The organism is Thiorhodovibrio winogradskyi, assembly GCF_036208045.1.
Taxonomy (GTDB): domain Bacteria; phylum Pseudomonadota; class Gammaproteobacteria; order Chromatiales; family Chromatiaceae; genus Thiorhodovibrio; species Thiorhodovibrio winogradskyi.
On the sequence record NZ_CP121472.1, the window covers coordinates 2,807,214 to 2,831,864 of the forward strand.

At 59.5% G+C, this 24,651-nt stretch carries 22 protein-coding genes; 15 read left to right on the forward strand and 7 right to left on the reverse strand.

Going from position 1 to position 24,651, the window contains the following annotated elements:
• Nucleotides 1-126: 126 nt before the first annotated feature.
• Nucleotides 127-1,002: a trypsin-like serine protease gene (locus Thiowin_RS12695; RefSeq protein WP_328983376.1), complete on the forward strand. Its 876-nt coding sequence runs from the start codon at nucleotides 127-129 to the stop codon at nucleotides 1,000-1,002.
• Here Thiowin_RS12695 and Thiowin_RS12700 read toward each other — a convergent pair whose 3' ends face one another.
• The 3 genes from Thiowin_RS12700 to Thiowin_RS12710 form a co-directional block, all read right to left on the reverse strand.
• Nucleotides 1,003-3,375 carry a cytochrome c3 family protein gene (locus Thiowin_RS12700; RefSeq protein ID WP_328983377.1) on the reverse strand — a complete coding sequence of 791 codons (2,373 nt, stop codon included), beginning with the start codon at nucleotides 3,373-3,375 and terminating at the stop codon, nucleotides 1,003-1,005. It lies immediately after the preceding gene.
• A 73-nt stretch (nucleotides 3,376-3,448) separates the two neighbouring features.
• A complete protein-coding gene (locus Thiowin_RS12705; RefSeq protein WP_328983378.1) occupies nucleotides 3,449-4,066 on the reverse strand; it encodes a cytochrome b/b6 domain-containing protein in 618 nt (205 codons plus the stop codon).
• Complete coding sequence (locus tag Thiowin_RS12710; RefSeq protein ID WP_328983379.1) at nucleotides 4,063-5,190, reverse strand: cytochrome c3 family protein; 1,128 nt, start codon at nucleotides 5,188-5,190, stop codon at nucleotides 4,063-4,065. The genes Thiowin_RS12705 and Thiowin_RS12710 overlap by 4 nt, the downstream gene beginning before the upstream one ends.
• A 625-nt stretch (nucleotides 5,191-5,815) precedes the next feature.
• Between Thiowin_RS12710 and Thiowin_RS12715 the strand changes: the two genes are divergently transcribed.
• The 5 genes from Thiowin_RS12715 to Thiowin_RS12735 all read left to right on the forward strand — a co-directional run bounded on the left by Thiowin_RS12715 (nucleotide 5,816) and on the right by Thiowin_RS12735 (nucleotide 11,669).
• On the forward strand, nucleotides 5,816-7,087 hold the full coding sequence (locus Thiowin_RS12715; protein ID WP_328983380.1) for a hydrogenase small subunit: 1,272 nt from the start codon (nucleotides 5,816-5,818) through the stop codon (nucleotides 7,085-7,087).
• Between the two features lie 15 nt (nucleotides 7,088-7,102).
• A complete protein-coding gene (gene hybA, locus Thiowin_RS12720) occupies nucleotides 7,103-8,119 on the forward strand; it encodes a hydrogenase 2 operon protein HybA (RefSeq protein ID WP_328983381.1) in 1,017 nt (338 codons plus the stop codon).
• A complete protein-coding gene (gene hybB / locus Thiowin_RS12725) occupies nucleotides 8,112-9,245 on the forward strand; it encodes a Ni/Fe-hydrogenase cytochrome b subunit (RefSeq protein WP_328983382.1) in 1,134 nt (377 codons plus the stop codon). Before hybA ends, hybB begins: the two co-directional genes overlap by 8 nt.
• An 89-nt stretch (nucleotides 9,246-9,334) precedes the next feature.
• Complete coding sequence (locus tag Thiowin_RS12730) at nucleotides 9,335-11,041, forward strand: nickel-dependent hydrogenase large subunit (protein ID WP_328983383.1); 1,707 nt, start codon at nucleotides 9,335-9,337, stop codon at nucleotides 11,039-11,041.
• Nucleotides 11,022-11,669 (forward strand): HyaD/HybD family hydrogenase maturation endopeptidase, encoded by a 648-nt coding sequence (locus Thiowin_RS12735; protein WP_328983384.1) that lies wholly within the window; start codon nucleotides 11,022-11,024, stop codon nucleotides 11,667-11,669. Before Thiowin_RS12730 ends, Thiowin_RS12735 begins: the two co-directional genes overlap by 20 nt.
• Nucleotides 11,670-11,870: 201 nt before the next feature.
• Here the strand turns inward: Thiowin_RS12735 and Thiowin_RS12740 are convergent, their stop codons facing one another.
• From Thiowin_RS12740 to pssA, 4 genes are all read right to left on the reverse strand, one after another.
• Nucleotides 11,871-12,287, reverse strand: a complete 417-nt coding sequence (locus Thiowin_RS12740; RefSeq protein WP_328983385.1) for a hypothetical protein — start codon at nucleotides 12,285-12,287, stop codon at nucleotides 11,871-11,873.
• 200 nt (nucleotides 12,288-12,487) lie between these two features.
• Nucleotides 12,488-12,874 (reverse strand): hypothetical protein, encoded by a 387-nt coding sequence (locus tag Thiowin_RS12745; RefSeq protein ID WP_328983386.1) that lies wholly within the window; start codon nucleotides 12,872-12,874, stop codon nucleotides 12,488-12,490.
• Nucleotides 12,875-13,559: 685 nt separating this feature from the next.
• Complete coding sequence (locus tag Thiowin_RS12750; protein ID WP_328983387.1) at nucleotides 13,560-15,302, reverse strand: cation:proton antiporter domain-containing protein; 1,743 nt, start codon at nucleotides 15,300-15,302, stop codon at nucleotides 13,560-13,562.
• A 4-nt stretch (nucleotides 15,303-15,306) separates the two neighbouring features.
• Nucleotides 15,307-16,071 carry a CDP-diacylglycerol--serine O-phosphatidyltransferase gene (pssA, locus tag Thiowin_RS12755; protein ID WP_328983388.1) on the reverse strand — a complete coding sequence of 255 codons (765 nt, stop codon included), beginning with the start codon at nucleotides 16,069-16,071 and terminating at the stop codon, nucleotides 15,307-15,309.
• Between the two features lie 423 nt (nucleotides 16,072-16,494).
• On the opposite strand from pssA, the gene hoxE reads away from it, so the two are divergent.
• From hoxE to serB, 9 genes are all read left to right on the forward strand, one after another.
• Nucleotides 16,495-17,019 carry a bidirectional hydrogenase complex protein HoxE gene (hoxE, locus tag Thiowin_RS12760; RefSeq protein ID WP_328983389.1) on the forward strand — a complete coding sequence of 175 codons (525 nt, stop codon included), beginning with the start codon at nucleotides 16,495-16,497 and terminating at the stop codon, nucleotides 17,017-17,019.
• The gene (nuoF, locus tag Thiowin_RS12765; RefSeq protein ID WP_328983390.1) at nucleotides 17,016-18,638 is read left to right on the forward strand and encodes an NADH-quinone oxidoreductase subunit NuoF; all 1,623 of its coding nucleotides are present in this window, start codon (nucleotides 17,016-17,018) and stop codon (nucleotides 18,636-18,638) included. Before hoxE ends, nuoF begins: the two co-directional genes overlap by 4 nt.
• A 59-nt stretch (nucleotides 18,639-18,697) precedes the next feature.
• A complete protein-coding gene (locus tag Thiowin_RS12770) occupies nucleotides 18,698-19,207 on the forward strand; it encodes a zinc ribbon domain-containing protein (RefSeq protein ID WP_328983391.1) in 510 nt (169 codons plus the stop codon).
• 48 nt (nucleotides 19,208-19,255) lie between these two features.
• Nucleotides 19,256-19,987 carry a bidirectional hydrogenase complex protein HoxU gene (gene hoxU, locus Thiowin_RS12775; RefSeq protein ID WP_328983392.1) on the forward strand — a complete coding sequence of 244 codons (732 nt, stop codon included), beginning with the start codon at nucleotides 19,256-19,258 and terminating at the stop codon, nucleotides 19,985-19,987.
• A 62-nt stretch (nucleotides 19,988-20,049) separates the two neighbouring features.
• Nucleotides 20,050-20,589 carry an NADH-quinone oxidoreductase subunit B family protein gene (locus tag Thiowin_RS12780; protein ID WP_328988074.1) on the forward strand — a complete coding sequence of 180 codons (540 nt, stop codon included), beginning with the start codon at nucleotides 20,050-20,052 and terminating at the stop codon, nucleotides 20,587-20,589.
• A gap of 3 nt (nucleotides 20,590-20,592) precedes the next feature.
• The gene (locus Thiowin_RS12785) at nucleotides 20,593-22,023 is read left to right on the forward strand and encodes a Ni/Fe hydrogenase subunit alpha (RefSeq protein WP_328983393.1); all 1,431 of its coding nucleotides are present in this window, start codon (nucleotides 20,593-20,595) and stop codon (nucleotides 22,021-22,023) included.
• Nucleotides 22,024-22,087: 64 nt separating this feature from the next.
• Nucleotides 22,088-22,573: a hydrogenase maturation protease gene (locus Thiowin_RS12790; protein ID WP_328983394.1), complete on the forward strand. Its 486-nt coding sequence runs from the start codon at nucleotides 22,088-22,090 to the stop codon at nucleotides 22,571-22,573.
• A gap of 6 nt (nucleotides 22,574-22,579) precedes the next feature.
• On the forward strand, nucleotides 22,580-23,344 hold the full coding sequence (locus Thiowin_RS12795; protein WP_328983395.1) for a Uma2 family endonuclease: 765 nt from the start codon (nucleotides 22,580-22,582) through the stop codon (nucleotides 23,342-23,344).
• 30 nt (nucleotides 23,345-23,374) lie between these two features.
• Entirely contained in the window at nucleotides 23,375-24,646 is a 1,272-nt protein-coding gene (gene serB, locus Thiowin_RS12800; RefSeq protein WP_328983396.1) for a phosphoserine phosphatase SerB, read from the forward strand.
• Nucleotides 24,647-24,651: the final 5 nt, after the last annotated feature.

Sequence of the window (24,651 nt, forward strand, 5' to 3'; positions counted from 1 at the left end):
CAAGCATTTGTCGCAAGGGCGACAGCACAAGCCGGCATTTTGTGCGATCCGCGACTCGTATGGAACGGGACGCAACCCATGTATGAGCGCGCGCGTCCAGGCAATTGGCGAGGCCTGCGCCAGCTCATGTCATGGCCGATCATTCTTGGCTGCCTGTTGCTCGCCGCTAGCCCGAGCAAGGCGCTGCATCAGGGAACGGCGGACCTCGACGGACGCTACCCTGCCGTGGTGGCCATGGGAACCCAGAACGAGATCCTCTGCAGCGCCACCAAAATCGGCGCGCGCCGACTCCTCACCGCGGCCCACTGCGTGGTGGATACGCAAAGCGGTGAGCTGCGGCCATCCTTCGAGCCAGGAGGATCGATTGTCGTGAACCAGGCGCCCGTGCAACATCAGCCTGGCAGCGGTCTGATAGTGACAGTCGCGCGGACCTTGCTCGCCCCAGACTATAAGCGCGGGCTGAAAGCCTTTCGCGCTTACAAAGTTCGGCGACTGACGGCGGCACGTGAGAGTGATGGGCCCGGATCAGCGCTACCCGAGATGACAGCGGAAGCCTCTCTGCAACAACGGCTGCGGTTGCGGCACCACTTCGCCGCGCGCTACCCGGATGTCGCCCTGATTGAACTTTACGTGGACACCCCTGAGATTCCCACCCTCCCGGTAAGGGCTGTCGCGCCAGCGCCAGGCGACAAAGTGATCCTGGTTGGTTATGGTTGCACCCAGCCTGGGGAGAACGCCAGCCGGTCGGTCCGTCGCGGCTGGGGCCGCACCCGGATCATTCGCGCCGATGCGATCAACTTCTACAGCATGGCGGGGCAAAAGCAAGATGGCGCGCCATCCCTCTGCCCAGGCACTTCCGGCGGCCCGGTGTTGCAGCAAGGGCGAGTAGTTGGCGTCAACTGCGTGGTTTATGGACTGAATTCAAGAGCGGGCGCGCGATCCAACATGGCGGTCAATCTCGCGCCCCTGGCCGAGTGGCTCCGTTCAGCAGCGGGAGATTAATCACCTCGGCCAGTAGGGATAGGGCGGATTGACCGACATCCGCTCATGAGGCCCCGGCGCCAGTGGCCTGGCAGCGGGCACACCGGGAACCGGCCTTGCCGCCGGTGGACCCACAGGAGCCCTGTCTGGTGAAACCCTATCCGCTGCCTGGGCCTGAATGGGCGGCTTGGCGGGTACCGGTGGCGCCGGCAATGGCTGCACCTTCTGGTCCGGATTCTGGCCGCTTGCCTTCAAGCCTTCCAGATTCTGCAGCTGTGCGACCCGCTCGGGCGGATAAGCCAGGGCGGCAAAGTCCATGACGCCGTTCGGATCATGGCATTCCTTGCAATCCCTGCCCTCGCCCTGGATGCCGTGATTCACCATCAAGGTGCCCATCTGGCGCATCCAGTGTGGCTCGACATTGACCAGTTCGCCATCGACTAGCGGATAGCTTGGATCCCAACCCTCCATGACACCGAAGTAGTACATGAACTCATCCATCATGTAGAGTTTGAAGGGCATTTGATACATGCGCTGCACAATGGGATCACTGATCGCCTGCTTGACCGAGGCCTTGCCATCGCCAGTCTCATAGTAGGTGGCGTAATCAAATGGCAGGATCATGGCGCCAAAGGGGCCCTGATTGCCCATATCCTCGTACATCATGGCATTGAACATTTTGAACGGATAAATGCGGCTTTCACCATCGTTCATCGCGAATTTGAGATTCTCGGCGATCATTTGCCGGCGCTTTTCAAGCATCTCCGGCGTGAGCTGGCTTAAGGGATTGGTGGCCTTTTCGATATAGGCGTCGACGTCAATCTCGGGATAGGTTTCTTTAAGCTTCTCGACCGCGGCACGAATCTCGGCCAAAGCGTCGGCATCATCAATCTTGACCATCTGATGCATCAGCGGGTTGTAATCCCCGGTGCCTTCGGGATTGTTGCCGAGCGCATTGGCGAGGAAGGTACCATTGCCGTTGAACCAGAGGAATTGAAAGCCCTTGCCCGGTTCCCCCGACTGATAGATATCCGTGGGTTCCCAGACCCCCTCCTCGGGATTCCAGGTTGGGTGGACCCAGTCGCGCAGTACCACGCTGTTGTCTTCCAACTCCTTGATGTGACAAGTCTCGCAGGCCATGCGGGCGATGTGGCCATTCAGCAGGGCTTTATGCTCGGAATTGTTGTGTGGGGCCTCGGAATGGCAACTGGCGCAGGTCACATCCACGTCCGGCAGATCATTGGCGACCAGATCCACACCCATGCGCCCACGCGGAATCTTATGGCCTTCCGGCTCGTGGCAGTCGGTGCATTGAATGCCGGCGGCGGCATGCACATCGTCTTGCGGGCTAAAGGGATTGCCGCGCTTGGCGCCGTGATGCAGCAGACGTTTGGCTTCATCGCCAAGCTGAGTGGCGGCGAAGTTGTGCTCATAGATGTCGCCACCCATGTTGTGCTGGTGGCAGCGCAAGCAGTTGTCACTGCGGATCTCGGCCACGGTCAGGGCGGCGCGCATGCTACGGTCCTGATTCCAGCGGGTGCCCTTGTCATCGCGAATCACATGGCGCTTGTTCATGTCATAGGTGCGCGAATGGCAGATCAGGCAATCGATGCCCTCCTTGGCCATCTCGGGCACATCGCCAATAGGCATCATTTTCTCGGTGGCGGGTTGGTAATTGCCCCCGATATGGCATTGACCACAGCCTTCACTGCGCATCTCGATCGCGCCTTCGCCCTCGGGGTGCTCGGGGCGACTTTCCACCAAGGCCGCCCAGCCGGTCCAGGTGAAGCTGCCGGGGATACCACAGGCACGGTCGATCTTGCCCACCGGGATTTTGTGCGGCCCCGCATTGACCTGGCGCCCGTCATAGCCAAAGGTGGAGAAACCCCCGGAGGACGTCTGGAACTTGAAATGCACGGAATTGACGATGTCCTCCAGGGTGTTGACTGTTTTGAGTTCACCCTCGCCATGACCAACGGTGATGGTTTCATGACAGCGCAGGCAGGTTTCAGGCCCTTTGTATTGGCGAATACCGGCCTCGCGGAAGTATTTGATGTGGTCGGGCTCGGCCTGGCTGACAAAGGACGGGGTGTTCATCAGCATCTCGACCTTGACTTTGCGCGCGAAGGCATCCTGATCCTCGCTGACCATTTCGGCTGCTCTGTTGTGGCGAGCCTCCTCACTGAGTTCGCGCGCCAGTGCCTCGAATTCCCTCTCGGTCAATTCCCGGCTGCTGTCGAAGCTGAGCGGCGCATTGGTCTTGCCGACATAAGCATCGAAGAACACCGGATAGAGAAACTTGTACGCCAGAATCACCGCCAGCAGGATGCCGCCGATGATCAGAAAGAGGCGTTTGGATTTGGCGCTGACAAGGCTTTCGGTCAGGGTGCTCATGGTCTTTTCTCGATTTCAAACAGGGGCTTCGCGCTCAATTAAAGGTCATTGTGAAACAACCAATGCAAGAGGATTAATGGTCCGACTCGCGATGCCAGCCGCTCAGCATGGCACGCAGATTGGTGGTCAGAGTCTCTCCGGTGGTGATGATGTACATGTGCACCACCAAAAACAGCACCAGGAAATAGGCCAGGGTCAAATGCGTCATGGCGATCAACCACAGGGTGCCGATGCCAAAGAGGGTTTCCGGCAGATAGACCGAGTACAAAAAAGCCCAACCGCTGATAATCAAAACCGGCATCAGGCCATACATGACACCGATGTAGCTAATCTGTTGCAGTGTATTGAGCTTCATCTCCTCGGTGACATGAAAGGGATGCGGCGCATTGCGGAAAATGCCATAGCCGTAGTAACCCATCTGCGCGAACAGACGCTGGAAAAAGCCACGGAATTGAACCTTGTAATGCCGCCCATTGGCGGAATACAAATTCCCCAGAATAAACACCACCCAACTGATTGTCAGCAAAATACCGGCGGTATTATGCACCGGGACGGCGGTATCGAACGGCAGTAGCCAGGGCATGCCAGCAAAGTGCATACTCGCGCCAGTCACCATCAGCACAATGAAGAGCGCCGCGTTCAACCAGTGCCACAGGCGCAACCAAATGGGATAGAGATAGATGGCACTCATTGTTTGTCTCCTTCATCCGCCGCTGTCGACTGCTGTTCGCGCAAGGCCTGGTAAGCACGATAGCGACCGTAACCGTGTGCCGCCAGCACCAGCACCGTGAGCCCAAGGATGAACAGCGCTAGGCGGTCGATCAGAGGATTTCGACTCATGCCGACCACATAGGCCTCATTGAACACGGCCTTGGCGAAAAAGCCTTGTTTCTCGATGTCTTCACGTGAGCGGTATTGATACAGCCTGCTCAAGAGTCCTTGCCCCTGGGAATGGCACTCGACGCAATTCACATTGCTATTTTCAGCGCTCAGGATCTCATGCGAGACCGGGCGACCATTGTCGCTCAAAGGCGTATGACACTCCAAACAGCGCACCGACGCCCAATGCTTGTCGCGGTTGGGCAGCCAGGCGTGGGATTCGCTCAAGGGATCACGCAATTGCTCATGACAAGACAGGCAGATTTGGTTGTCGTAGGCGACAATCTCGGGGATGTCCCGCCCCAGCAGAGAAGCGCGGAAGACGTGGGGATCGTGGCAAGAGTGGCAGTGAAAGCCCTCTGCCTCCGGGTCGTCGGAGAGCGCATGGACGCTGGCCTGGTATTCCCGTTCGATGACAGTGAAATTCACCCGGTCAGTGTTCTCCGGGTGATCCTCATGGCACTGGACGCAGCTCAACTCCGAGGCTGGCTGTTCGGGAGCATGCGGATAGTCCAAATACCCATCCGCGTGACATTGACTACAGGGTTGGTCTCCATGCACCGAGTGGTTAAAAGCCTTCTGATCGACAACCAGGCTGACAATCTCTCCGCTCTCTGGATCGCGATAGGCCATGGTGGCCATGCCATGGCAACGCAAACAGGCGCGTTGCTCGGCAGCGGCTTGCGCATTGACAGCCGGGAGTGTCATGGCGGTTTCCGCATCGGACTGCGCATCTGACTGCGCATCGGACTCCGGGGCCGATGCGGCAATGAGGGGAAGCGGACCAGCAAAACCGAGCGCCAGCATCAGTGCCAAGGGGAACCAGGGAAGGGACTGGGCCAGGCGTTTTGCCAAGCCCAGCGGTGACAAGTGTGTCGTTCGGCCGAATCCGCCGGCGCGCCGGTCAGGATCAAGTGCAAGGTGTTTTTTCATCATCGAATCCGTCAACTAAAAGAACCAACCCCAGGCCGAAAAGAGCCGCCCCAGGCCAGTCGTTCGACAGGGCGACCATAGCGCCAAACGCGCGCGCTCGCTTGGGAAAAGCGCGCCTGATTGATCCCGGGCAATACCTCGGGCGAATCTCCCTCCCGCAATGCGCGGCGCCTGCAATGAGTTCTCAGGTCTTCCAGCGTCCCACAGGGTAAAAACCCAACAACCCGGTCAATGAATCATCAGCAGGGAATCATCAGCAGGGAATCATCAGCAGGGAATCATCAACAGGCCGCCCCTTTACCTTTCCGATAAAGGACTTGACTCATAACAATTGAGCGCGGTTGCTAGGCACAACCCCTTATATTAAAAAAACTGAGAACGAATCGCATTAAAACCCATGCCAGGACACAATAACCGAGCAAAAAACCCCGTTAAAAACTGATTGAGATCAAGGATTTTGGGCAATCCTTACATGTGCTGGACAGCAGGCTGAATCCGGACTATAAGTAATATAGCACATAAGCATATTAGCACTTTAGTATATTCTTGACAGGCCAACTGGGGTTAACCACGCGGCCCAAGTCCATTTAAGCCAGCGAACGACAACAGCAGTCAGGCAGAACGCGCCATGAATGATCGACTCAAGTCTGTTTCCGATGCCCCCGGTCCTGGGAGCCTTTCATCATCCCCGCCAGCCCCAGAGCAAACCGCCCTGGCGCCCGACATGGAAGATCATCTGGAACTCCACGGCCTCAATCGCCGTCGCTTCCTGCAGTTCGCCACCAGCATCACAGCGGCCATGGGGCTGCCGGCGGCCATGACCGGCCAGGTACTCGCCGCCGTTGAACAGGCCGCCGCCGGCCCAGCGCGTCCGCCGGTGATCTGGCTGCATTTTCAGGAATGCACCGGCTGCACGGAATCCCTGCTGCGCGCCACCCACCCCACGGTCGAGGGACTGATCCTGGATCTGATCTCGCTCGACTATTCCGAGACGTTGCTGGCCGCCGCGGGTCATCAGGCCGAGCAGGCGCTACATGATTCGCTCGAGAACAACAAGGGCGGCTTCATCCTGGTGGTCGAGGGCTCGGTGCCCACTGCCGACAATGGCAACTTCTGCAAGGTCGCGGGCAAAACACCGCAGCAGATGTTGCACGGGATCGCCCCACACGCGGCCGCGGCCATCGCCATCGGCTCCTGCGCCTCCTGGGGTGGCGTGCAGAGCGCCGCACCCAACCCAACCGGCGCCATCGGCATTCAAGAAGCGCTGAAACTCTATGGCATCAGCAAATCCGATGGCACCGCGCTGCCGGTGATCAACCTGCCCGGCTGTCCAGCCTCGCCCTACAACATTCTCTCGACTGTCCTTTATTACCTGACGCTGAGCCAGTTGCCCGAGCTGGACGCCAAGGGCCGGCCAAAATTCGCCTATGGCCGTCTGATTCACGAAAACTGCGAGCGCCGTCCCCACTTCGACGCCGGTCGTTTTGCCGAGGAATACGGCGATGACGGTCATCGTCAGGGCTGGTGTCTGTACAAGCTTGGCTGTAAGGGGCCCGAGACCTACGCCAACTGCCCGGTGATCGAATTCGGCGATGTTGGCGGCAACACCTGGCCGGTGGGCATTGGCCATCCTTGCTTTGGCTGCTCCGAGCAAGGCGTTGGTTTCCACAAGCCGCTGCATGAGCAGGCAAAAAATGTCTCGCTCACCTCACCGTCCATCTTCCCCGGCATCATCACCGAGCACCCCGGCGGCGTCACCCTGACCTCCGCCGCCGTGGCTGGTGCCATCGGCGGCGGTACCCTGGTTTATGCGCTTGGCGCCAACAGCAAACTCAAGGCGCTCGAAGAGGCGGAAGCCCGGAGCGCGACCAACCCCTCATCCGAAGTCAGCGAGACCTAACACGGAGGAACACCCATGAAGATCGATCGCCGTCAGTTTTTCAAAGTCATGGCCGCCGGTGGCGCGGTTGCCGTCGGTGCTTCCCCGGTTCAGGCTCGCCCTTGCAAGACGCTGCCGCCGGATGCCATCGGTATCCTGTACGATGCCAATCTGTGCATTGGTTGCAAGGCCTGCGAGGTCGCCTGCAAGGTCGCCAATGACATGCCCATGAGCGGTGATGGCGCCATCGACCAGGCCTATGGCGTTCAAGATGCCTGGGATGGTGATGACGATTTGAATGGTCGCACCATGAATAAGATCAAGGCCTATGTGGCCGAGGGAAGCCGCACGGATCTTGATGACCCGGACGCCTGCTTTATCAAGCGCTCCTGCATGCACTGCATCGACCCGGACTGTGTCTCAGCCTGCCCGGTCAGCGCACTGACCAAAGATCCCTTCACCGGCATTGTCAGCTACAACCCGGACGCCTGTATCGGCTGCCGCTATTGTCAGCTGGCCTGCCCCTTCAATATCCCCAAGTTCCAGTACGACAAAACCTTCCCGCAGATTGTCAAATGCCAACTCTGCGCGCCACGCATCGCCGAGGGCGAGATCCCGGCCTGTTGCGATGCTTGCCCGACCGGAGCCAGCCTGTTTGGCCGGGTCGAGGACTTGCGCGCCGAGGGCCATCGGCGGCTTGCCATGCAGCCGGGCGAGCGGGTGGAGTTTCCGCTCAATCAACTCGGCGGCAAGACGCGCGCGGCCGAGGCCCAGAAGTACCATCCGCATCTCTATGGCGAGACCGAGAGCGGCGGCACCCAGTATCTGATGGTGGCCGGCGTGCCCTTTGAGCAGCTCGGCATGCCGCCGGTGGGCGATGAATCGCGCGCGCGTTTGTCCGAGACGCTGCAACATAGCCTATACAAAGGCATGGTCGCTCCCGGCCTGCTGCTTGGTGGTTTGGTCTATGCCGCCTATCAGCATACCAAGGAGGATCGCGAAGACCAGGAAGATCGCCAGAACCGTCCCGAGCAGGAGCATGGCGATGACTGAGGCCTTCCGCCCCCTCGGCGGCAAGCTCTTCACCCGGCACTTCCAGTTCATGGGAGTGCTGGTGCTGATCGCCGGTTACTTTCTCATTCGCCGTTTTATCTTTGGCATTGGGGATGTCTCCAACCTGAGTGATGGCTTTCCCTGGGGCCTGTGGATCACCTACGACGTGGTCACGGGCACCGCCATTGCCTGTGGTGGCTATGCCATGGCGCTCCTGGTCTATGTATTCAATCGCGGGCAATTCCACCCGATGATTCGCGCCGCCCTGCTGACCAGCGTCTTTGGCTATACGCTGGCCGGTGCCTCCATTGTGGTCGACGTGGGTCGCTATTGGCAGTTGTATAACGTCTTTCTGCCACAGTACATCAATCTCAATTCGGTGATGCTGGAGGTCGCGCTCTGCGTCACCCTCTATACCCTGGTGCTCTGGATTGAGTTCTCCCCAGCCATCCTGGAGGCAATGAAGGCGAATCGGCTGCTGCGTTTCCTGCGCCATATTCTGTTCTTCTTCATCGGCGTTGGCATTCTGCTGCCAACCATGCATCAGTCCTCGCTCGGCTCCCTGCTATTGATCGCTGGCTATAAGGTGCATGATCTGTGGCAAACCACCATTATCCCGCTGCTGTTTTTGATTACCGCCATCACCATGGGCTACGGTATCGTGGTGTTCGAGTCGCTCTATGCCTCGGTCCATCTTGGACGCAAACTCGAAACCCCGCTGCTCAGTAAAATCAGCGCCATTATTCCCTGGCTGCTGATTGCTTATCTGGTGCTGCGCATTGGCGATTTGTTTCTGAGCGGTCAAATCCGCGCCATCGCCGGCCCTGGCCCGGAGCCTTATTTGTTCCTCGCCGAGGTGGCGCTCTTTGTCTTTGCCATTGTCACCCTAATGGATCAATACCACCGCACGCGCCCGACGATTTTGTTTTGGAGTTCCCTGGCCGTGGTGCTTGGCGGAGCGCTCTATCGCTTCAACGCCTTTATGATCGCCTTCGATCCCGGCCCCGGCTGGCACTATTTCCCAGCCGTGGGAGAGATGAGCATTACCCTGGGCATTGTGGCCTTTGAGATCATGGCTTATCTGTTCTTTGTGAAAAAGACGCCCATTCTGGCCGCCGGGCATTGAGCGGATGCCGCATTCCGCCATCCTATTGACGGCCTTGACTTAAACATAGTTTCGTGGGCAAATCCATTCGCCCCGACAGGGAGAGATCCGTGACCATTAACCGCATCACAGTAGACCCAGTAACGCGCATCGAGGGGCACCTGCGCGTCGATTGCGACATCAAGGACGGCAAAGTCGTCAATGCCTGGTCGAGCGGCCAGATGTGGCGCGGCATCGAGACCATTCTCACCGGTCGCGACCCGCGCGATGCCTGGCTCTATACCCAGCGCATCTGTGGAGTCTGCACCACGGTGCACGCCATCGTCTCGGTGCGCGCGGTCGAGAATGCACTCGACATGGAAATCCCGCTCAATGCCCAGTTGATTCGCAACATCATCATGGCCGCCCATGGCATCCATGATCATCTGGTGCATTTCTATCATCTCTCGGCGCTCGACTGGGTGGACGTGGTCTCCGCCTTGTCAGCCGACCCCAAAAAAGCCGAGCAACTCGCTCAGAGCCTGTCGAACTGGCCGCATAATAATGCCGTGCATTTCGCCCAGGTACAGGCGAAGGTGAAAAAATTCGTCGAAAGCGGCCAGCTTGGTATTTTCGCCCATGGCTATTGGGGCCATCCAGCAATGAAACTGCCGCCGGAGGCCAATCTCATGGCTGTGGCGCATTATTTGGAAGCGCTTGAATACCAGCGCAAAGCCAATCAGATCACCGCCATTCTCGGCGCCAAGACCCCGCATATCCAAAATCTCGCTGTCGGCGGCGTGGCCAACCCCATCAATCCCGATGAACAGTCCGCTCTCAACATGGAGCGCCTGGCCTACGTCAAAACTCTGATGGATGAAATTCAGGGCTTTATCCGCGAGGTCTATCTGCCCGATGTCACCGCCATTGCCGCCATCTATGCCGACTGGCTGCCTTATGGCCAGGGGGTCACCAATTACCTTTCCGCGCCCGACTTCCCCAAGGACGGCAAGGGCACCGACTTTGCCATGCCCGGTGGTTATATTCCCAATGGCGATATTGCCCAATTCCGCCCCATCACCCATTTCGGCGATCCCTTCTTTGAACAAAACGTCAAGGAAAGCATCAAGCACGCCTGGTACGACGGCGACTGGACCCGCTCGCCCTATCAAGAAGACACCATTCCGAAATACACTGATTTCGACGAAAACGGGGCTTATTCCTGGGTTAAGGCGCCCACCTTCGCCGACAAACCTGCCCAGGTTGGCCCGCTGGCCAATGTGCTCGCCATGGTCGCGGCGGGCGACGAGCGCACCCGGAAGTACCTCAAGGTAGCCATGGATCGCATCGGCGCCATCACCCGCTCGCGGGTGCCTCTGAGCGTGCTGCACTCAACGCTTGGCCGTCATGCCGCGCGCTGCGTACGCACCCAGGTGCTCTACGACATGCTTGAGGACAATTACCATGCGCTGCTGGCCAATATCGCCAGCGGCGACATGACGACATTCAATCCGCCGACCTTCCCCAAGGGCGAGCAGATGGGCTTTGGTTTCCACGAGGCGCCGCGGGGCATTCTGTCGCACTGGGTCGTGATCGAAAATGGCACAATCAAAAACTACCAGGCGGTGGTACCCTCCACCTGGAATGCCGGCCCGCGCAACCAGAACGACGAGAAAGGCCCTTATGAGGCATCCCTAATGCACAACCCCATCCTCGACGAACAACGCCCGCTCGAGGTGTTGCGCACCATACATTCCTTCGATCCCTGCCTGGCCTGCGCCATTCACCTGCACGACAACCAGGGCCGCGACATCGTCCGTGTCAATACCAATCTCTAATCCGGCCTCTGATCTAGACCCTGATCTGGACCCTTATCTTGATCGGGCTTCGACCTCGCAGCCAGACAAGACCGCCGGGTCCGATGCCCTCATCATCGGACTCGGCAACCTGCTTCTAAGCGACGAGGGCGTCGGCATCCATGTCCTGCGCCTGCTCGAACGCGACTTCAACTTCACGCCCCGGGTTGAGTTGGTCGACGGCGGCACCACCGGCCTCGACCTGCTCGCACTCTTTCAGGATCATGATCTTATCCTGCTGATCGACGCCATCTTCGCACCCGACATGGCGCCCGGCGAGATTCAGATCCTGCGCAACGAAGCCATTCTGGCGGCCTTGTCAAAAAAACTGTCCATGCACCACCTGGGCATCAGCGACGTGCTCGCCCTCGCGCAACTACTCGACTATCGACCGCGCGAGATCGTCCTGCTCGGCGTAGTTCCCGAGAATCTGGAACTCGGCACCGAGCTGTCCGCGCCCGTTGCAAAACAACTGCCCAATATTCTGTCCGGCCTCCAAGGAGTTCTCGGCGATTGGTGCATTGCGATGCAGGCACATCAGCCCGACCGCACTGCCCCATCTACCAAGGGAGCTGCACTCTTTCTCGGCAAGAGGCCCGACGCCCATTGATCTGGAGCCAGTTGACCGGAATGTCATGATGAAAATAGCGTGGCGTCCCATGCAAAGCTCGATATGTGAAGTCGGCACGAAGCGCCCCGTACAGCCGTGTTAAATCGGACCGATCGAGCCACTCTCCCAAAAAATCAAGCAGCTCCACTGCGCCCGATCGACCCTGCAATAAGTGATCAGCTAGGAATTTAAGCTCATCTCTTACCAGCCCGAGAAAAAACCGCCGACCGCACTGAACAGCTTTGGCGCAACCTGCTGACTCAGATGGTTGCCTGTGAAATGATCGACACCCGCCACTATACCGAGGGTCATTCCGGCGACAGGTAGCGCGGTCACGGCCGCGGACCCCGCACCTGCAAATAACGCAGGAGCAGCACCGCCTGAAACATTATCCAAGGCGTCTTCCGAGAGCTCATTTTGATACTCTTGGTAGTGTTCGAAAATTTCCAACATGAGCTGTCCGAATTGATGCACAGTGTCATGAGACACATCAAACCCGCGCGCTTCAGCGACACTGACAACCGCATCGGCATTTGCCCCCCCCAACTCTTTGTATACCTCAGGTTCATTGTCGGCCAGGTCTTTTAAAAACACTGCAAAACCTTCGATATCCGCCATAATTACACCTCAATAGTCATTGCCATGTTTGTTTATTCAACTCCGCGCCCGGATAATTCCATTTTAACTAAACGTCCACCATGACTTGGCGGGAAATTGAAAGGTATTAAAACAAGGATTATCCATTTCCAGTTCATCATCAAAGTGCAGCGCAATGAAAAAGCGAAACCTGAGCGCAAGCCTAGCAGAACGCCTTGCTATTAAAGCCAGCCAAACACCTTATCACGAAAGAAGGCACCAGTTGCCTCGCTAACCTTACCGCCGGTCATTCGATCAACAGCAACCGCTATGCCAAACGCGCTCGCGACTGGAGCCAATGCCACCGGCGCCGCCGCGACAACTGCTGGGGCAGCCCCACCAGAGACAGCCTCGAGATCTGCCTCGGCCAATTCTTGTCTACTGCGCTGCTCGATTTCAGCCTTGATGAACTGTCCAGCCTGCTTGACATCATCAGCAGTCAACTCCACACCCCGCATGGACGCTACCTTTGCCACCATCTCGGCATCTAAAGTGACCAGTTCATTGAGTACCTCAGGTTCTTTTTCAGCTAATTCATTCACAAAGGATAAAGCCATATCAAGACTCATAACACACCTCATTTACAAAAAACGGCAGACCATTTCTTGTTCGTTCTCGACTTTCTAGCAAAGCCATTGGTATTATACACTATGCTATATTTTCCCAAATAAAGCCAAAAAAATTTTCAGCTCAGCAAAAATATTTTCAGCTCAGGCCTCCCCATCCGTGTTACCGCAAAGGCGTCATTGCCGAACATCCTAGTCGGCGCCCATGACTGCTGAACAAAGATTTTCGATGATAAGGATTCCTTGCTTTCAAGACTACCTCGGCTATGATTCCAGAATTCACTCGAGCTGATATTGCAATCAGTCAGGTATCTTGATCTTTTCGTGCACCTCGACAGTGATGAAGCAGACTTAGTTGATTCGAGAATATGTCGCTGAACAGTCACAATATTCTTATCTGGAAACGCATCCCAATAGGACAACAAATCTTTCGCAAATTAGCGCTACGAAACTCAGACTGAATACGAAGCTGCATGCGAAATGAATGGTCAAACAATAAAGGCGGTTTCAACTGAGCTTGCTCCGAGGATAAGGGAATATATTATGTCCAAAAAACGCCTTAGCTTTTCCGCAACCACGCACGCGTGTCAGTGCCTTCGACAAACCGATAGCCGGTGATTTGTCGATCAAGACATTGGTACTGATCCGGATTCAGGCCGGCTTGCAGCAGTGTGACTGGCACATTCAACTACTTCACGACGGGTTCTCCGGCACCCTCCGGCACTTCCTCGCGCACCAGCGCATAGTCAGTGCCACGTACGTTGTTCAGCAGCATGTCGACCTCCTGAGTTGCGAGACCAAGTGCCCCCAGGGCCTCGGCCGCCAGACGCAGACTGGCCTCGACTGCTTCCGGAAAGGCCTGGGTGGCGCCGGCGCGCAGGAGCGCATCACAGGTGGTAAGATCGCGCGCTCGTGCAACAATTTTCACATCAGGTGCATACGCGCGAACCAGTTGGGTGGCATTGATGGCGGCGCGCTGATCGTCGATCGTTAGAACTACCAGATCAGCGCGTCCGACCTCCGCCGCTTCCAGCAGATGCGGATCACAGATGTCGCCATAGTACACAGGACAACCTTCACGTCGCCAGTTCGCGACCAACTCCGGATTGGACTCGAAGGCGACGTAGGAAATACCGTGCCCAGTCAGAATGGCCCCTATGGTATGGCCAACACGCCCGAACCCAGCAATGATGACGCGCGGAGCAGGCGAGCCGCTCGCGCGTCCGATGAGGCGCAGCGAGCCATCGACGCCGTCTTTGTCGGAGGGGTCACTTTGGGCTAACTTTTCACCCTGGGCGACAAGCAACGGCGTGAGCAGCATGCTCACGGAGATCACCGCCACGATGAGGACAAAGGTTTGATCATCAATGAGTCCAAGCAGCTTGGCGGCGCCAAATATGACGAAACCAAACTCCCCGGACTGGGACAGCATGAAAGCGACACGCAATGCCGCGGCACGCGCCACGCCGAATAACAGGCACAGGCGATAAAGCACCAGAATTTTAATCGCTAGAATGCCCGCCAGGTACAGGATGAAGTACCAGGGATGCTGGACCAAAACACCAAGATCGACCGACATGCCGACAGCAACAAAAAACAGACTCATCAGTAACCCCTTGTGGGGCTCCACCAGCGCCTGAATTTGCAGACTGAAGCGGCATCCCGAAAGCATCACCCCCATCAGGAAGGCGCCCAGCGCCATTGACAGTCCGGCATAGTCCATGGCCGCGGCCGCCAGAAAAACCGATGCCAGCACCACCAGAAAAAAGGCGTCGCGATTGCCCTGGCGTGACAGTTGCACCAGCACCCAGGGCACCAGGTAACGACCCACCAGAATCACCCCGCTGACCAGCGTCACCACGGTACCAAGCTGTTGCCAAAGGGGAATTTCCTGTGGCAGCGGACCGGTGTCGGCGAGCACGGGCATCAGTGCCAACAGCGGCACCACGGCGAGATCCTGCATCAGCAGCACGGCGAAAGCGGTCTGCCCATGACAGCTCGCCATGTCGCCACGTTCCTGCAGCATCTGTACCACCAGCGCGGTGGAGGATAGGGCAAGGCTCATGCCGATCAGCAGCGCGGTCGACCAGTCGGGCTGAAACAACCGAAAGTAGACCGCTAGTGCCAGCCCGGTGAGCAAAACCTGCAGTGAGCCCAGGCCAAAGAGGGTGCGGCGCAGTTCCCACAGGCGCCCCGGATGCATTTCGATGCCGATGACAAAGAGCAGCAGCACCACGCCCAACTCGGCAAAATGGCGTAGATCCTCGACACTATTGGTAATTGAAGGCCCTGGCGTATGCGGCCCCAAAAGCACGCCCGCAACCAACAGACCGAGAATCGAGCCCAAGCCAAAATGGCGAAAAATGGCCACCGCAAGCGCCGCGACCACCAGCAGCCAGACCGCCGAAGTAACGAAAGATTCAGTGGCCATAAAATCAGTCGTGCTCTTTTTGACGCTCGCGCCGACGTGCGCCGCGCCGCTGGCGCAACTGGATCAGCGTCATCAGAGGTCCGGAGATGGCATAGCCGACAAAGAGTACAAAAAGCACGATCGGCGGATCGAGTACCACCAAGGAGAAACCTAGTACAACAGCCACCATGACCACGAATGGCACTCGGCCATGAACATCGAGTTCCTTGAAGCTGTGATAGCGAAAGTTGCTCACCATCAGCAGTCCGGCGGCGGTCGTGAGCAACCCGGCCAGCCAGGAGAGGTAGTCACCGCTAAGCGCATTATCCGTTACGATCCACACCGCGCCGGCCAGAATGGCCGCCGCGGCGGGACTCGGCAACCCCTGAAAATAACGCCGGTCGGCCATGCCGATCTGGGTATTGAAGCGCGCCAAGCGCAGCGCGGCCGCCGCGGTGTAGACAAAGGCCGCCAGCCAGCCGAGCTTATCAAGCCCGGACAGTGCCCAGTTATAAACCACCAGCGCTGGTGCCACGCCAAAGGCGACCATGTCCGAGAGACTGTCGTACTCGGCGCCAAAGTCGCTCTGGGTATTAGTCAACCGCGCAATGCGCCCGTCGAAGCCATCGAACACCATGGCCGCGAAAATGCCGAGCGCGGCTGCTTCAAAGCGCCCTTGTTCGGCGGCCAAAATCGCGTAGAACCCGGAAAAGAGAGCCGCGGTTGTGAAAAGATTTGGCAACAGATAGATGCCGCTGCGCCGCGGTGGTTTGTCTTTTTCTGGATGCATAAAGGCCAATGATGCAAGTGAGTTCAAAGGATCAGGAGGCTCCGCTACCCGGGATGTCCTCCCGGTTGAAAACCTCCTTCAGCCTTTCGTTCCCAAAGATTGTTCAGGTCGAACAGGCAAGGAATTTGTCGCTGCGATACTTTGCAAAGTATGCAGCATTCTGAAGGCTCTTACATCCACGCGGCACAGGCGAGTCAGGAAGGCCGAATCGCGCGCGCTACTCGCCGACATCAAATCTTTACTTGGCGCGCCCTGCCCGCTCGCGTTTTAATGGCGGATCTGTCAGGGTCGCGACCGCCGGCGGCGAGCGCGACCTTCTCAAAGACCCAAGGCCCAACGGTCGTCCTAAAGGTACCAGCCCAGCGGAGCAAACTGCTGACCTAGGGGAAAGATCGCGGCCAGCCAACGGATTTTGCATTCGCCATGACCATGCAACGCGCCCGCCCGAGCCTGCCCAGCAACGATAAGCGCTGGAAGCTCGTTAACGCCACCATGCGCCGCTCGGGCTACGCCGAGCATGCGCTGATCGAGGCCCTGCACAGCGTGCAGGATGCTTTTGGCTATCTTGATGAAGACGCGATGATCTTTGTCGCCGACTCCCTGGACCTGCCGCTGAGCAAGGTGTTCGGGGTGGCGACCTTCTATCACCTGTTCATGCTCAAGCCCCAGGGCCGGCATAGTTGTGTGGTCTGCACCGGGACGGCCTGTTACATCCAGGGCGCGGGCGCGCTGATCGAAGGGCTCGAGCAGCGCTTCGACGTCAATCCGGGCGAAACGACGGAAGATGGCGCCCTGTCGGTCATGACGGCGCGCTGTGTCGGCGCCTGCGGGCTGGCCCCGGCGGTGGTGATCGACGGCCAGGTCTCGGGCAAACTCGACAGCAACGCCCTCAATGCCAAGCTTGCCGGGCAGATCAAGGGGCAGATTAGGGAGGAGATCGCGCAATGAATGTGGATGACCTCGAAGAACTCGCTGATCTGCACCGCCAGGAGCATGCCGCGGTCAAGACGGAAATCCGCGTCTGCACCGCCGCAAGCTGTCAGTCCTCCGGTGCCCAGCCGGTGCTGGAGGCATTGACCGCCGGCTGCGAGGCCAGTGAGCATCCTGGCTGTCGTGTGAAGCAGGTCGGCTGCATGGGGCTATGTTCGGCCGGGCCTTTGGTGGCGATCGCCGCCAAGGACGCGCCGCTTGATCAGGCTCAACTCTATCGCGATGTCACCGCCGCCGATGCACCGGAGATCCTGACCAGCGCCAAGACCGGCGCGCCGGTTGAGCGCCTGCACTGCCCGATCGACATGCCCTTTTTCGCTCGGCAGCAGCGGATTGTGCTGGAAAACTCAGGCGTTGTTGACCCCAATAGTTTCAAAGGCTATGTGGTCCTTGGCGGCTACCGCGCCATGGTCCAGGCGCTCACTGAAATGACGCCCGCCGAGGTCATTGCCGAGGTCACCACCAGCGCGCTGCGCGGACGTGGTGGCGGCGGCTATCCCACGGGTCTGAAGTGGTCGACCGTGGCCAAGATGCCGGCGGGCCAGAAATACGTCATCTGCAATGCCGACGAGGGCGATCCGGGCGCTTTCATGGATCGCGCCATTCTCGAGTCCGACCCCCACCGGGTGCTGGAGGGCATGGCCATTGCCGCCTATGCGATCGGCGCGAACAAGGGCTTTGTCTACATCCGCGCCGAATATCCGCTGGCCGTGGAGCGGCTCAAGACCGCGATTCGCAAGGCCAAGCGTGCCGGCTTCATTGGTCACCATATCTGCGAGACCGAGTTTAACTTCGACATCGAAATCCGCCTTGGTGCCGGTGCCTTCGTCTGTGGCGAGGAAACCGCGCTCATGGCCTCGATTGAAGGCGGTCGTGGTCAACCACGGCCGCGGCCGCCCTACCCGGCCGAATCCGGCCTCTGGGGCTGCCCCACGCTGATCAACAACGTCGAGACCTATGCCAACATCGCCCCCATTGTGCGCGACGGCGGCGACTGGTTTGCTGGCATCGGCACCGAGCGCTCCAAGGGCACCAAGGTGTTCGCGCTCGCGGGTGCCATCTGCAACACCGGCCTGATTGAAGTGCCCATGGGCACTCCGCTGCGCGATATCATAGAAGACATTGGCGGCGGCATTCCGGGCGGCAAGGCCTTCAAGGCGGTGCAAACCGGTGGCCCCTCCGGCGGCTGCATCCCCGAGGCCCATCTTGACATCCCGGTCGACTACGACAGCTTAAAGACGCTCGGCACCATCATGGGCTCTGGCGGTATGATCGTCATGGACGAGACCTCCAGCATGGTCGAGGTGGCGCGCTTTTTCATGGAATTCTGCATGTCGGAGTCCTGCGGCAAGTGCATTCCCTGCCGCGCCGGCACCGCGCAGATGCACGGGCTGCTCGACCGGATCGTCAAAGGCGAGGCAGGCGCCCAGGAGCTTGCCCTACTCGAGGAACTCTGCGAGGTGGTCCAGGCCACCAGCCTATGCGGGCTGGGGCAAACCGCACCTAATCCGGTGCTAAGCACCCTGCGCTACTTCCGCGCGGAATACGAACAGCGGCTACTCGATCAGGCCGCCTGAGTGTCTTAGACTTAAGACCAAACCCATCCAGATAACAACACGATAACGGTGAGCGATCAATGGCACTGATTCAATGCCCCGAATGCGAAGGCAAGGTTTCCGATCAGGCTCCGGTCTGTCCCCACTGCGGTTTTCCGCTTGCTGGCCCGGCGGCGGCATCGCCGGTAACCACCGACACGACAAGCATGGCTCCGGGAGCCGCCAGCGGTATTTCGCAAGAACCACTGTCCGAGTCCGCCTATCCTGGCAAACCCTATCACTGGTCAGACCGAATTCCGGTCGCCTTCATCCTGTTCTGGGGCGGCATGCTGATTGGCGTCATGGGCGGGGGCGGCGACATGACCGAGAGCCTGTCCGGTCATGGCGTGCAGGTCGCGGAACGCACCACCATTGGTTGGATTGCCTGGGGCATGGTCATCGGCGGCATTGTCTGGTTCGTGGGGAAAAATCTCCTTTCCTACCTGCACTACCGCAACTGGAAGATCAATCGCCTGCACAAGGAAATGATCGAGGACGCCGAGCGCGAGGAGCAGGCCAGCGCCGGCAACACCGCCGCGGCACACGACTGAAGGTCCGCCACCGCGACTTAACTCGCCACCTCTCCCGGAGTTTCTTGCATGCCATTGCCGACACCCCAGAGTTCGGTCCGCGTCGTCACCATGAAGGTCAACGGCCTGGATCTGTCCGCCCGCGAGGACGAGACCATCATCGAGGTGTGCCGGGAAAACCAGATCCCCATCCCCAGTCTGTGCTATCTCGATGGCTTGTCCATCCTCGGCGGCTGCCGCCTGTGCCTGGTGGAACTCGAAGGCCAGAACCGCCTGTTCGCCGCCTGCTCAACCCGCGTTGCCGAAGGCATGCGAGTGGTGACCAACAGCGAGCGCCTGCGCCACTATCGCCGCACCATTGTCGAGCTGCTCTTTGCCGAGCGCAATCACGTCTGCTCGGTGTGCGTCTCCAACGGTCATTGTGAACTGCAGAATCTCGCCCAGGGCTGTGGTGTGAATCATGTACGCATGCCCTATCGCTACCCGCACTACGAGGTCGACAGCTCTCATGAAATGTTCCGCGTCGATCACAATCGTTGCGTCCTTTGCACCAGATGCGTGCGGGTATGCGATGAGATCGAAGGCGCCCATACCTGGGATGTCATGGGCCGCGGCAGCGACTGTCAGGTGATCACCGATCTGGCGCGCCCCTGGGGGGACAGCAACACCTGTACCAGTTGCGGCAAATGTGTGCAGGTCTGCCCAACCGGCGCGCTGGTCAAGCAGGGCACTTCCGCCGGGGAAATGGTCAAAGACCAAAGCTTCCTGCCTATTCTCGCCCGCCGGAGACACCTGCGATGAGCACGCCCACCAATGTGCCGGTCAACAACCCAAGCAGCAACCAGATCAGCTTCCCAAGCAGTATGGGCAACCCTAGAATCACAGTGGCCACCGCCTGGCTCGACGGCTGCTCAGGCTGCCACATGTCCTTTCTTGACATGGATGAGCGCCTGATCGAGCTGGCCAGTCATATCGACATCGTCCATGGCCCGCTGGTCGACACCAAGGAACTACCTGCGCAGGTTGATCTCGGCATCCTGGAGGGCTCGGTCAGCAATGACCATGACCTGGCCACTGCCAAGGCTTTTCGCAAACACTGCAAACAGCTGATCAGCCTTGGCGATTGCGCGGTCAACGGCAATGTCCCGGCAATGCGCAATGCCTTCAAGCTCGATGCCGTGATTGAGCGCGCCTACCGCGAGAATGTCGATCTCAACCCGCAGATTCCGGTCGATGGCGTGCCGCGCCTGCGCGAGGTGGTGCTGCCCCTGCATGGGGTGGTGGAGGTCGATCTCTTCGTTCCCGGCTGCCCACCACCGGCGGATGCCATTTATTATGTCTTGAGCGAACTCATCGCCGGGCGCACCCCGGATCCCAATCAACTGACCCGCTTTGGCGCCTAAATCATGAGCCGCACCATCACCATCGAGCCGGTTACCCGCATCGAAGGGCACGCGCGCATTTCCCTGCAACTCGCCGACACCGGCGAGGTGGAAGATGCCCGTTTTCATCTGACCCAATTTCGCGGCTTTGAGAAATTCTGCGAGGGCCGCCCTTACCGGGAGATGCCAGCGCTGACCGCGCGGACCTGCGGCATCTGCCCGGTCAGCCATTTGCTCGCCTCCAACAAAGCCTGCGATGACCTGCTCGCGGTCAGCATTCCGCCGACCGCCGAGAAGCTGCGCCGAGTGATGAACCTGGCCCAGCTGGTGCAGTCGCACGCGCTCTCCTTCTTCCATCTATCCTCACCCGACCTGCTACTGGGCTGGGATGCCGATCCCCAAAGCCGTAATGTCTTTGGTGTCATGCAGCAGTACCCGGACCTGGCCAGGGACGGCATCCGTCTGCGCCAAATCGGCCAGACCATCATCGAGATTCTGGGTGGCAAAAAAATCCACCCCACCTGGGTGGTGCCCGGCGGCGTCAGCGAACCACTCTCCGAGGAGAAACACAAGGCCATCCAGACAATGCTGCCCGAGGGGCTGGAAATCGCCAAGCGCACCTATGCCAGTTTCAAGACCCTGCTGCCCAAGTTCAAGGACGAGGCCAGCCACTTTGGCAACCTGCCAACCCTGTTCCTGAGCCTGGTCTCGGAGACGGGCCAGCTTGAGCACACCACTGGCCTGCTGCGGGTGAAAGACGCCCAGGGTCGCATCATCGAGGACAAGGTTCCGCCGCGTGACTACAAGCGCCTGATTGGCGAGGCGGTGGAGGACTTCTCCTACATGAAGTTTCCCTACTACAAGCCCATGGGTTATCCGCGCGGCATCTATCGCGTCGGCCCCCTGGCGCGGCTGAACAACGCCGACTCCTGCGGCACTCCTTATGCCGATGTCGCCCTGGCCGAATTCCGCACCCTGCAGGAAGACGCGGGTCCGGTGGCTTCCAGTTTTCACTATCACTACGCGCGGCTAGTGGAAATCATCCATGCCATTGAGCGTATGCAGCGGATTCTCAAAGAGCCCGACATTCTCGATACCCGGGTGCGCGCTCATGCGCGGGGCAACCGCGAGGAGGGGATTGGCGTGTCCGAGGCACCGCGTGGCACTCTGATGCACCATTACAAGATTGACGAGCACGGCCTGATTAAATGGGTGGATCTCATCATCGCCACCGGCCATAACAACCTGGCAATGAACCGCAGCATCAAGCAGGTCGCCGATGCCTATGTCGATGGCAATCAACTCAAAGAGGGCATGCTCAACCGCGTCGAGGCAGTGATTCGCTGCTACGATCCCTGTCTGTCCTGCGCCTCGCATGCCTTCGGACAAATGCCACTGGTCATTGAGCTCAAGGATGCAAGCGGAGAAGTGATTGATCGCCTCTGTCGCGACTGAGCCAAGTCCCAGGCATACATCCAACCAGAACCAAAGCAGTATCAAAGAGGATACAAAACCCGGCGTGAGCGCGACCGCCCTGGTCATCGGCTACGGCAGCCCCATTCGCGGCGACGACGCCATCGGTCCGCTGGTGGCCGACCGGCTGCAACAGCTTGCCCTTCCGGATTGGGTGCGGGTGGAGGCCCGTCACATACTGACCGCGGAGCTTGCCGCCGACATGGCGCGGATGGCGCGGGTGATTTTTCTCGATGCCGGCGTGGATCTGCCACCCGGGGAGCTGCGCTGCCAACCCCTGCAGCCTGACACCAGCGCCCTCTCGAGCATGGCGCATTTTCACGACCCGCGCGAACTTCTGGCCTGGTGCCAGGGGCTCTATGGGCGGGTGCCAGAGGCCTGGTTGATCACCGCTGGCGGCGCCGAGTTCGACTACGGACATTTTCGCCTGAGCGACACCGCCGCCGCCGCGGTCCAACCCATGATGCAGGCCGTGCTGGAGCAGCTCGGCCTGCACACTCCACCAGCCGAGAGCGCATTGATCGGGAGCTAGTCAAGCATGGCAAGCCAACCCTATGCAAACACCCAGGGGCCCTTTCGCGTCGAGCAATTGCGCGAAGGGGATCGCTACGAACTCAGCCAGGGTCACCCCATCTACTGCGCCCCGTCAGGGCGTGATCACGCCGGACGCAATCTTGCCGGCGGCGGCGCGCTGGAGACTGACCCGGATGTCGAATGGGCCGGGGTCGATGCCGGTTTCACCCCCGAATCCGGCACTCTGCGTGCCCCTGATGTCGCCGTGGCCGCCGCTGGTAAGGAGCGCGGCTGGATTCCCGGGGTGCCGCCACTGGCGGTCGAATATGCCGGATCCGGGCAGGACGAGCAGGAACTGGAAGACAAGATCAGCGAACTGCTCGCGCATGGCACCCAACAGGTCTGGGTGGTGCGCCTGGTCGGGCCGCGCCGGGTCGAGGTGCGTCAGCCCAACCAAGCCATGCGGGTGCTCGGCCCCGGCGATCTTCTCAGGGCACCTGGCATCCTGCGCAATCCGGTCCCTGTCGAGGCCCTGTATGATCGCGATGCCAGCCATGCAGTCATGCTGCGCAATCTGCTGCAACGCGCCGGCTATGAGAGCGTTGAGGCGATTCGCATGCAGGAGTTGATCGAATCCATCCTTGATTTGCTGGCAGATCGAGGCCTGTGGCTCGATGACCGCCAACGCGCGCGCATCGAAACATGCCGGGACCGCGCCCAACTCAAAGCCTGGCTGCTCGCCGCCGCGCGCGCGAGCAATCCCGCCGATCTCTTTGACACACCAGCTTAAACCCCGACCCCGGCGCGCCGCGAACACCCCATGCAAGAAGTTGTCCTGATCGAAGTCAGCGGGCGCGACCGCCCCGGCATCACCATGACCCTGACCGAGACCCTGATCGGAAAAGGGGTGGGAGAAGGGGCGCGCGACCGGGTGCGCATTCTCGACATCGGCCAATCGGTGATCCATAACACCCTGGCACTTGGCATTCTGGTCGAGCTGCCGGCCGACAGCAGCGGCTGCCAGGTCTTTCGCGAACTGCTGTTTGCCGCCCATCGCCTGGGGCTGGACGCGCGCTTCACCCCCATTGAATCCAACGCCTATGAGGAGTGGGTGCGCGAGCAAGGCCAACCCCGCCATATCCTGACCCTGCTGGGTGCCGTGATCAATGCCGAGCACATCGCCCGGGTCGCGGCTGTCGTCAGCCGCAATGGACTGAATATCGACCAGATCACCCGACTCTCCGGGCGCATTTCCCAGCACCAGGAGGTTGCCGACCAGCATCAAAGGACATCCGGCAGCCGCCCCGCCTGCGTGGAGCTGTGGTTGCGCGGGCCGGTGCCGGATATCTCCGCGCTCCATGCCAGCTTTCTGGAGTTGGGCAAGCAGCTTGATGTCGACATTGCCATTCAGGAAGACGACATTTTCCGCCGCAACCGCCGACTGGTGTGCTTCGACATGGACTCGACGCTCATCCAGACCGAAGTCATCGACGAACTCGCCGCCGCCGCTGGCGTTGGCGAGCAAGTCGCGGCCATCACCGAGCGCGCCATGCGCGGGGAGCTGGACTTCAGTGCCAGCTTCCGCGAGCGCGTCGCCCTGCTTGAAGGGCTAGAGGAATCCGTGCTGGCCGAGATCGCCACGCGCTTGCCGATCACCGAAGGGGCCGAGCGCTTGACTCACAGCCTGAAAGCGCTCGGCTACCGCATTGCCATTCTTTCTGGCGGCTTCACCTACTTTGCCGAGCATCTCAAACAGCGGCTCGCTATCGACATCGTGCATGCCAACCCGCTCGACATCAAAAACGGCCGCCTGACTGGCCAGGTCACCGCTCCCATTGTCGACGGTGCGCGCAAGGCCCAGCTGCTGCGAGAAATAGCAACCCAGGAAGGCATTCGCCTAGAGCAGGTCATCGCCGTCGGTGACGGCGCCAACGACCTCCCCATGCTGGCCATTGCCGGTCTGGGCATCGCCTTCCACGCCAAACCGCTGGTCAAGGAACAGGCGCGACACTCACTGGCCGCCGTCGGCCTCGACGGCATCCTTTATCTGCTTGGCATGCGCGACCGGGATCTGGAGCACCTGCGGCAGTAACGGCA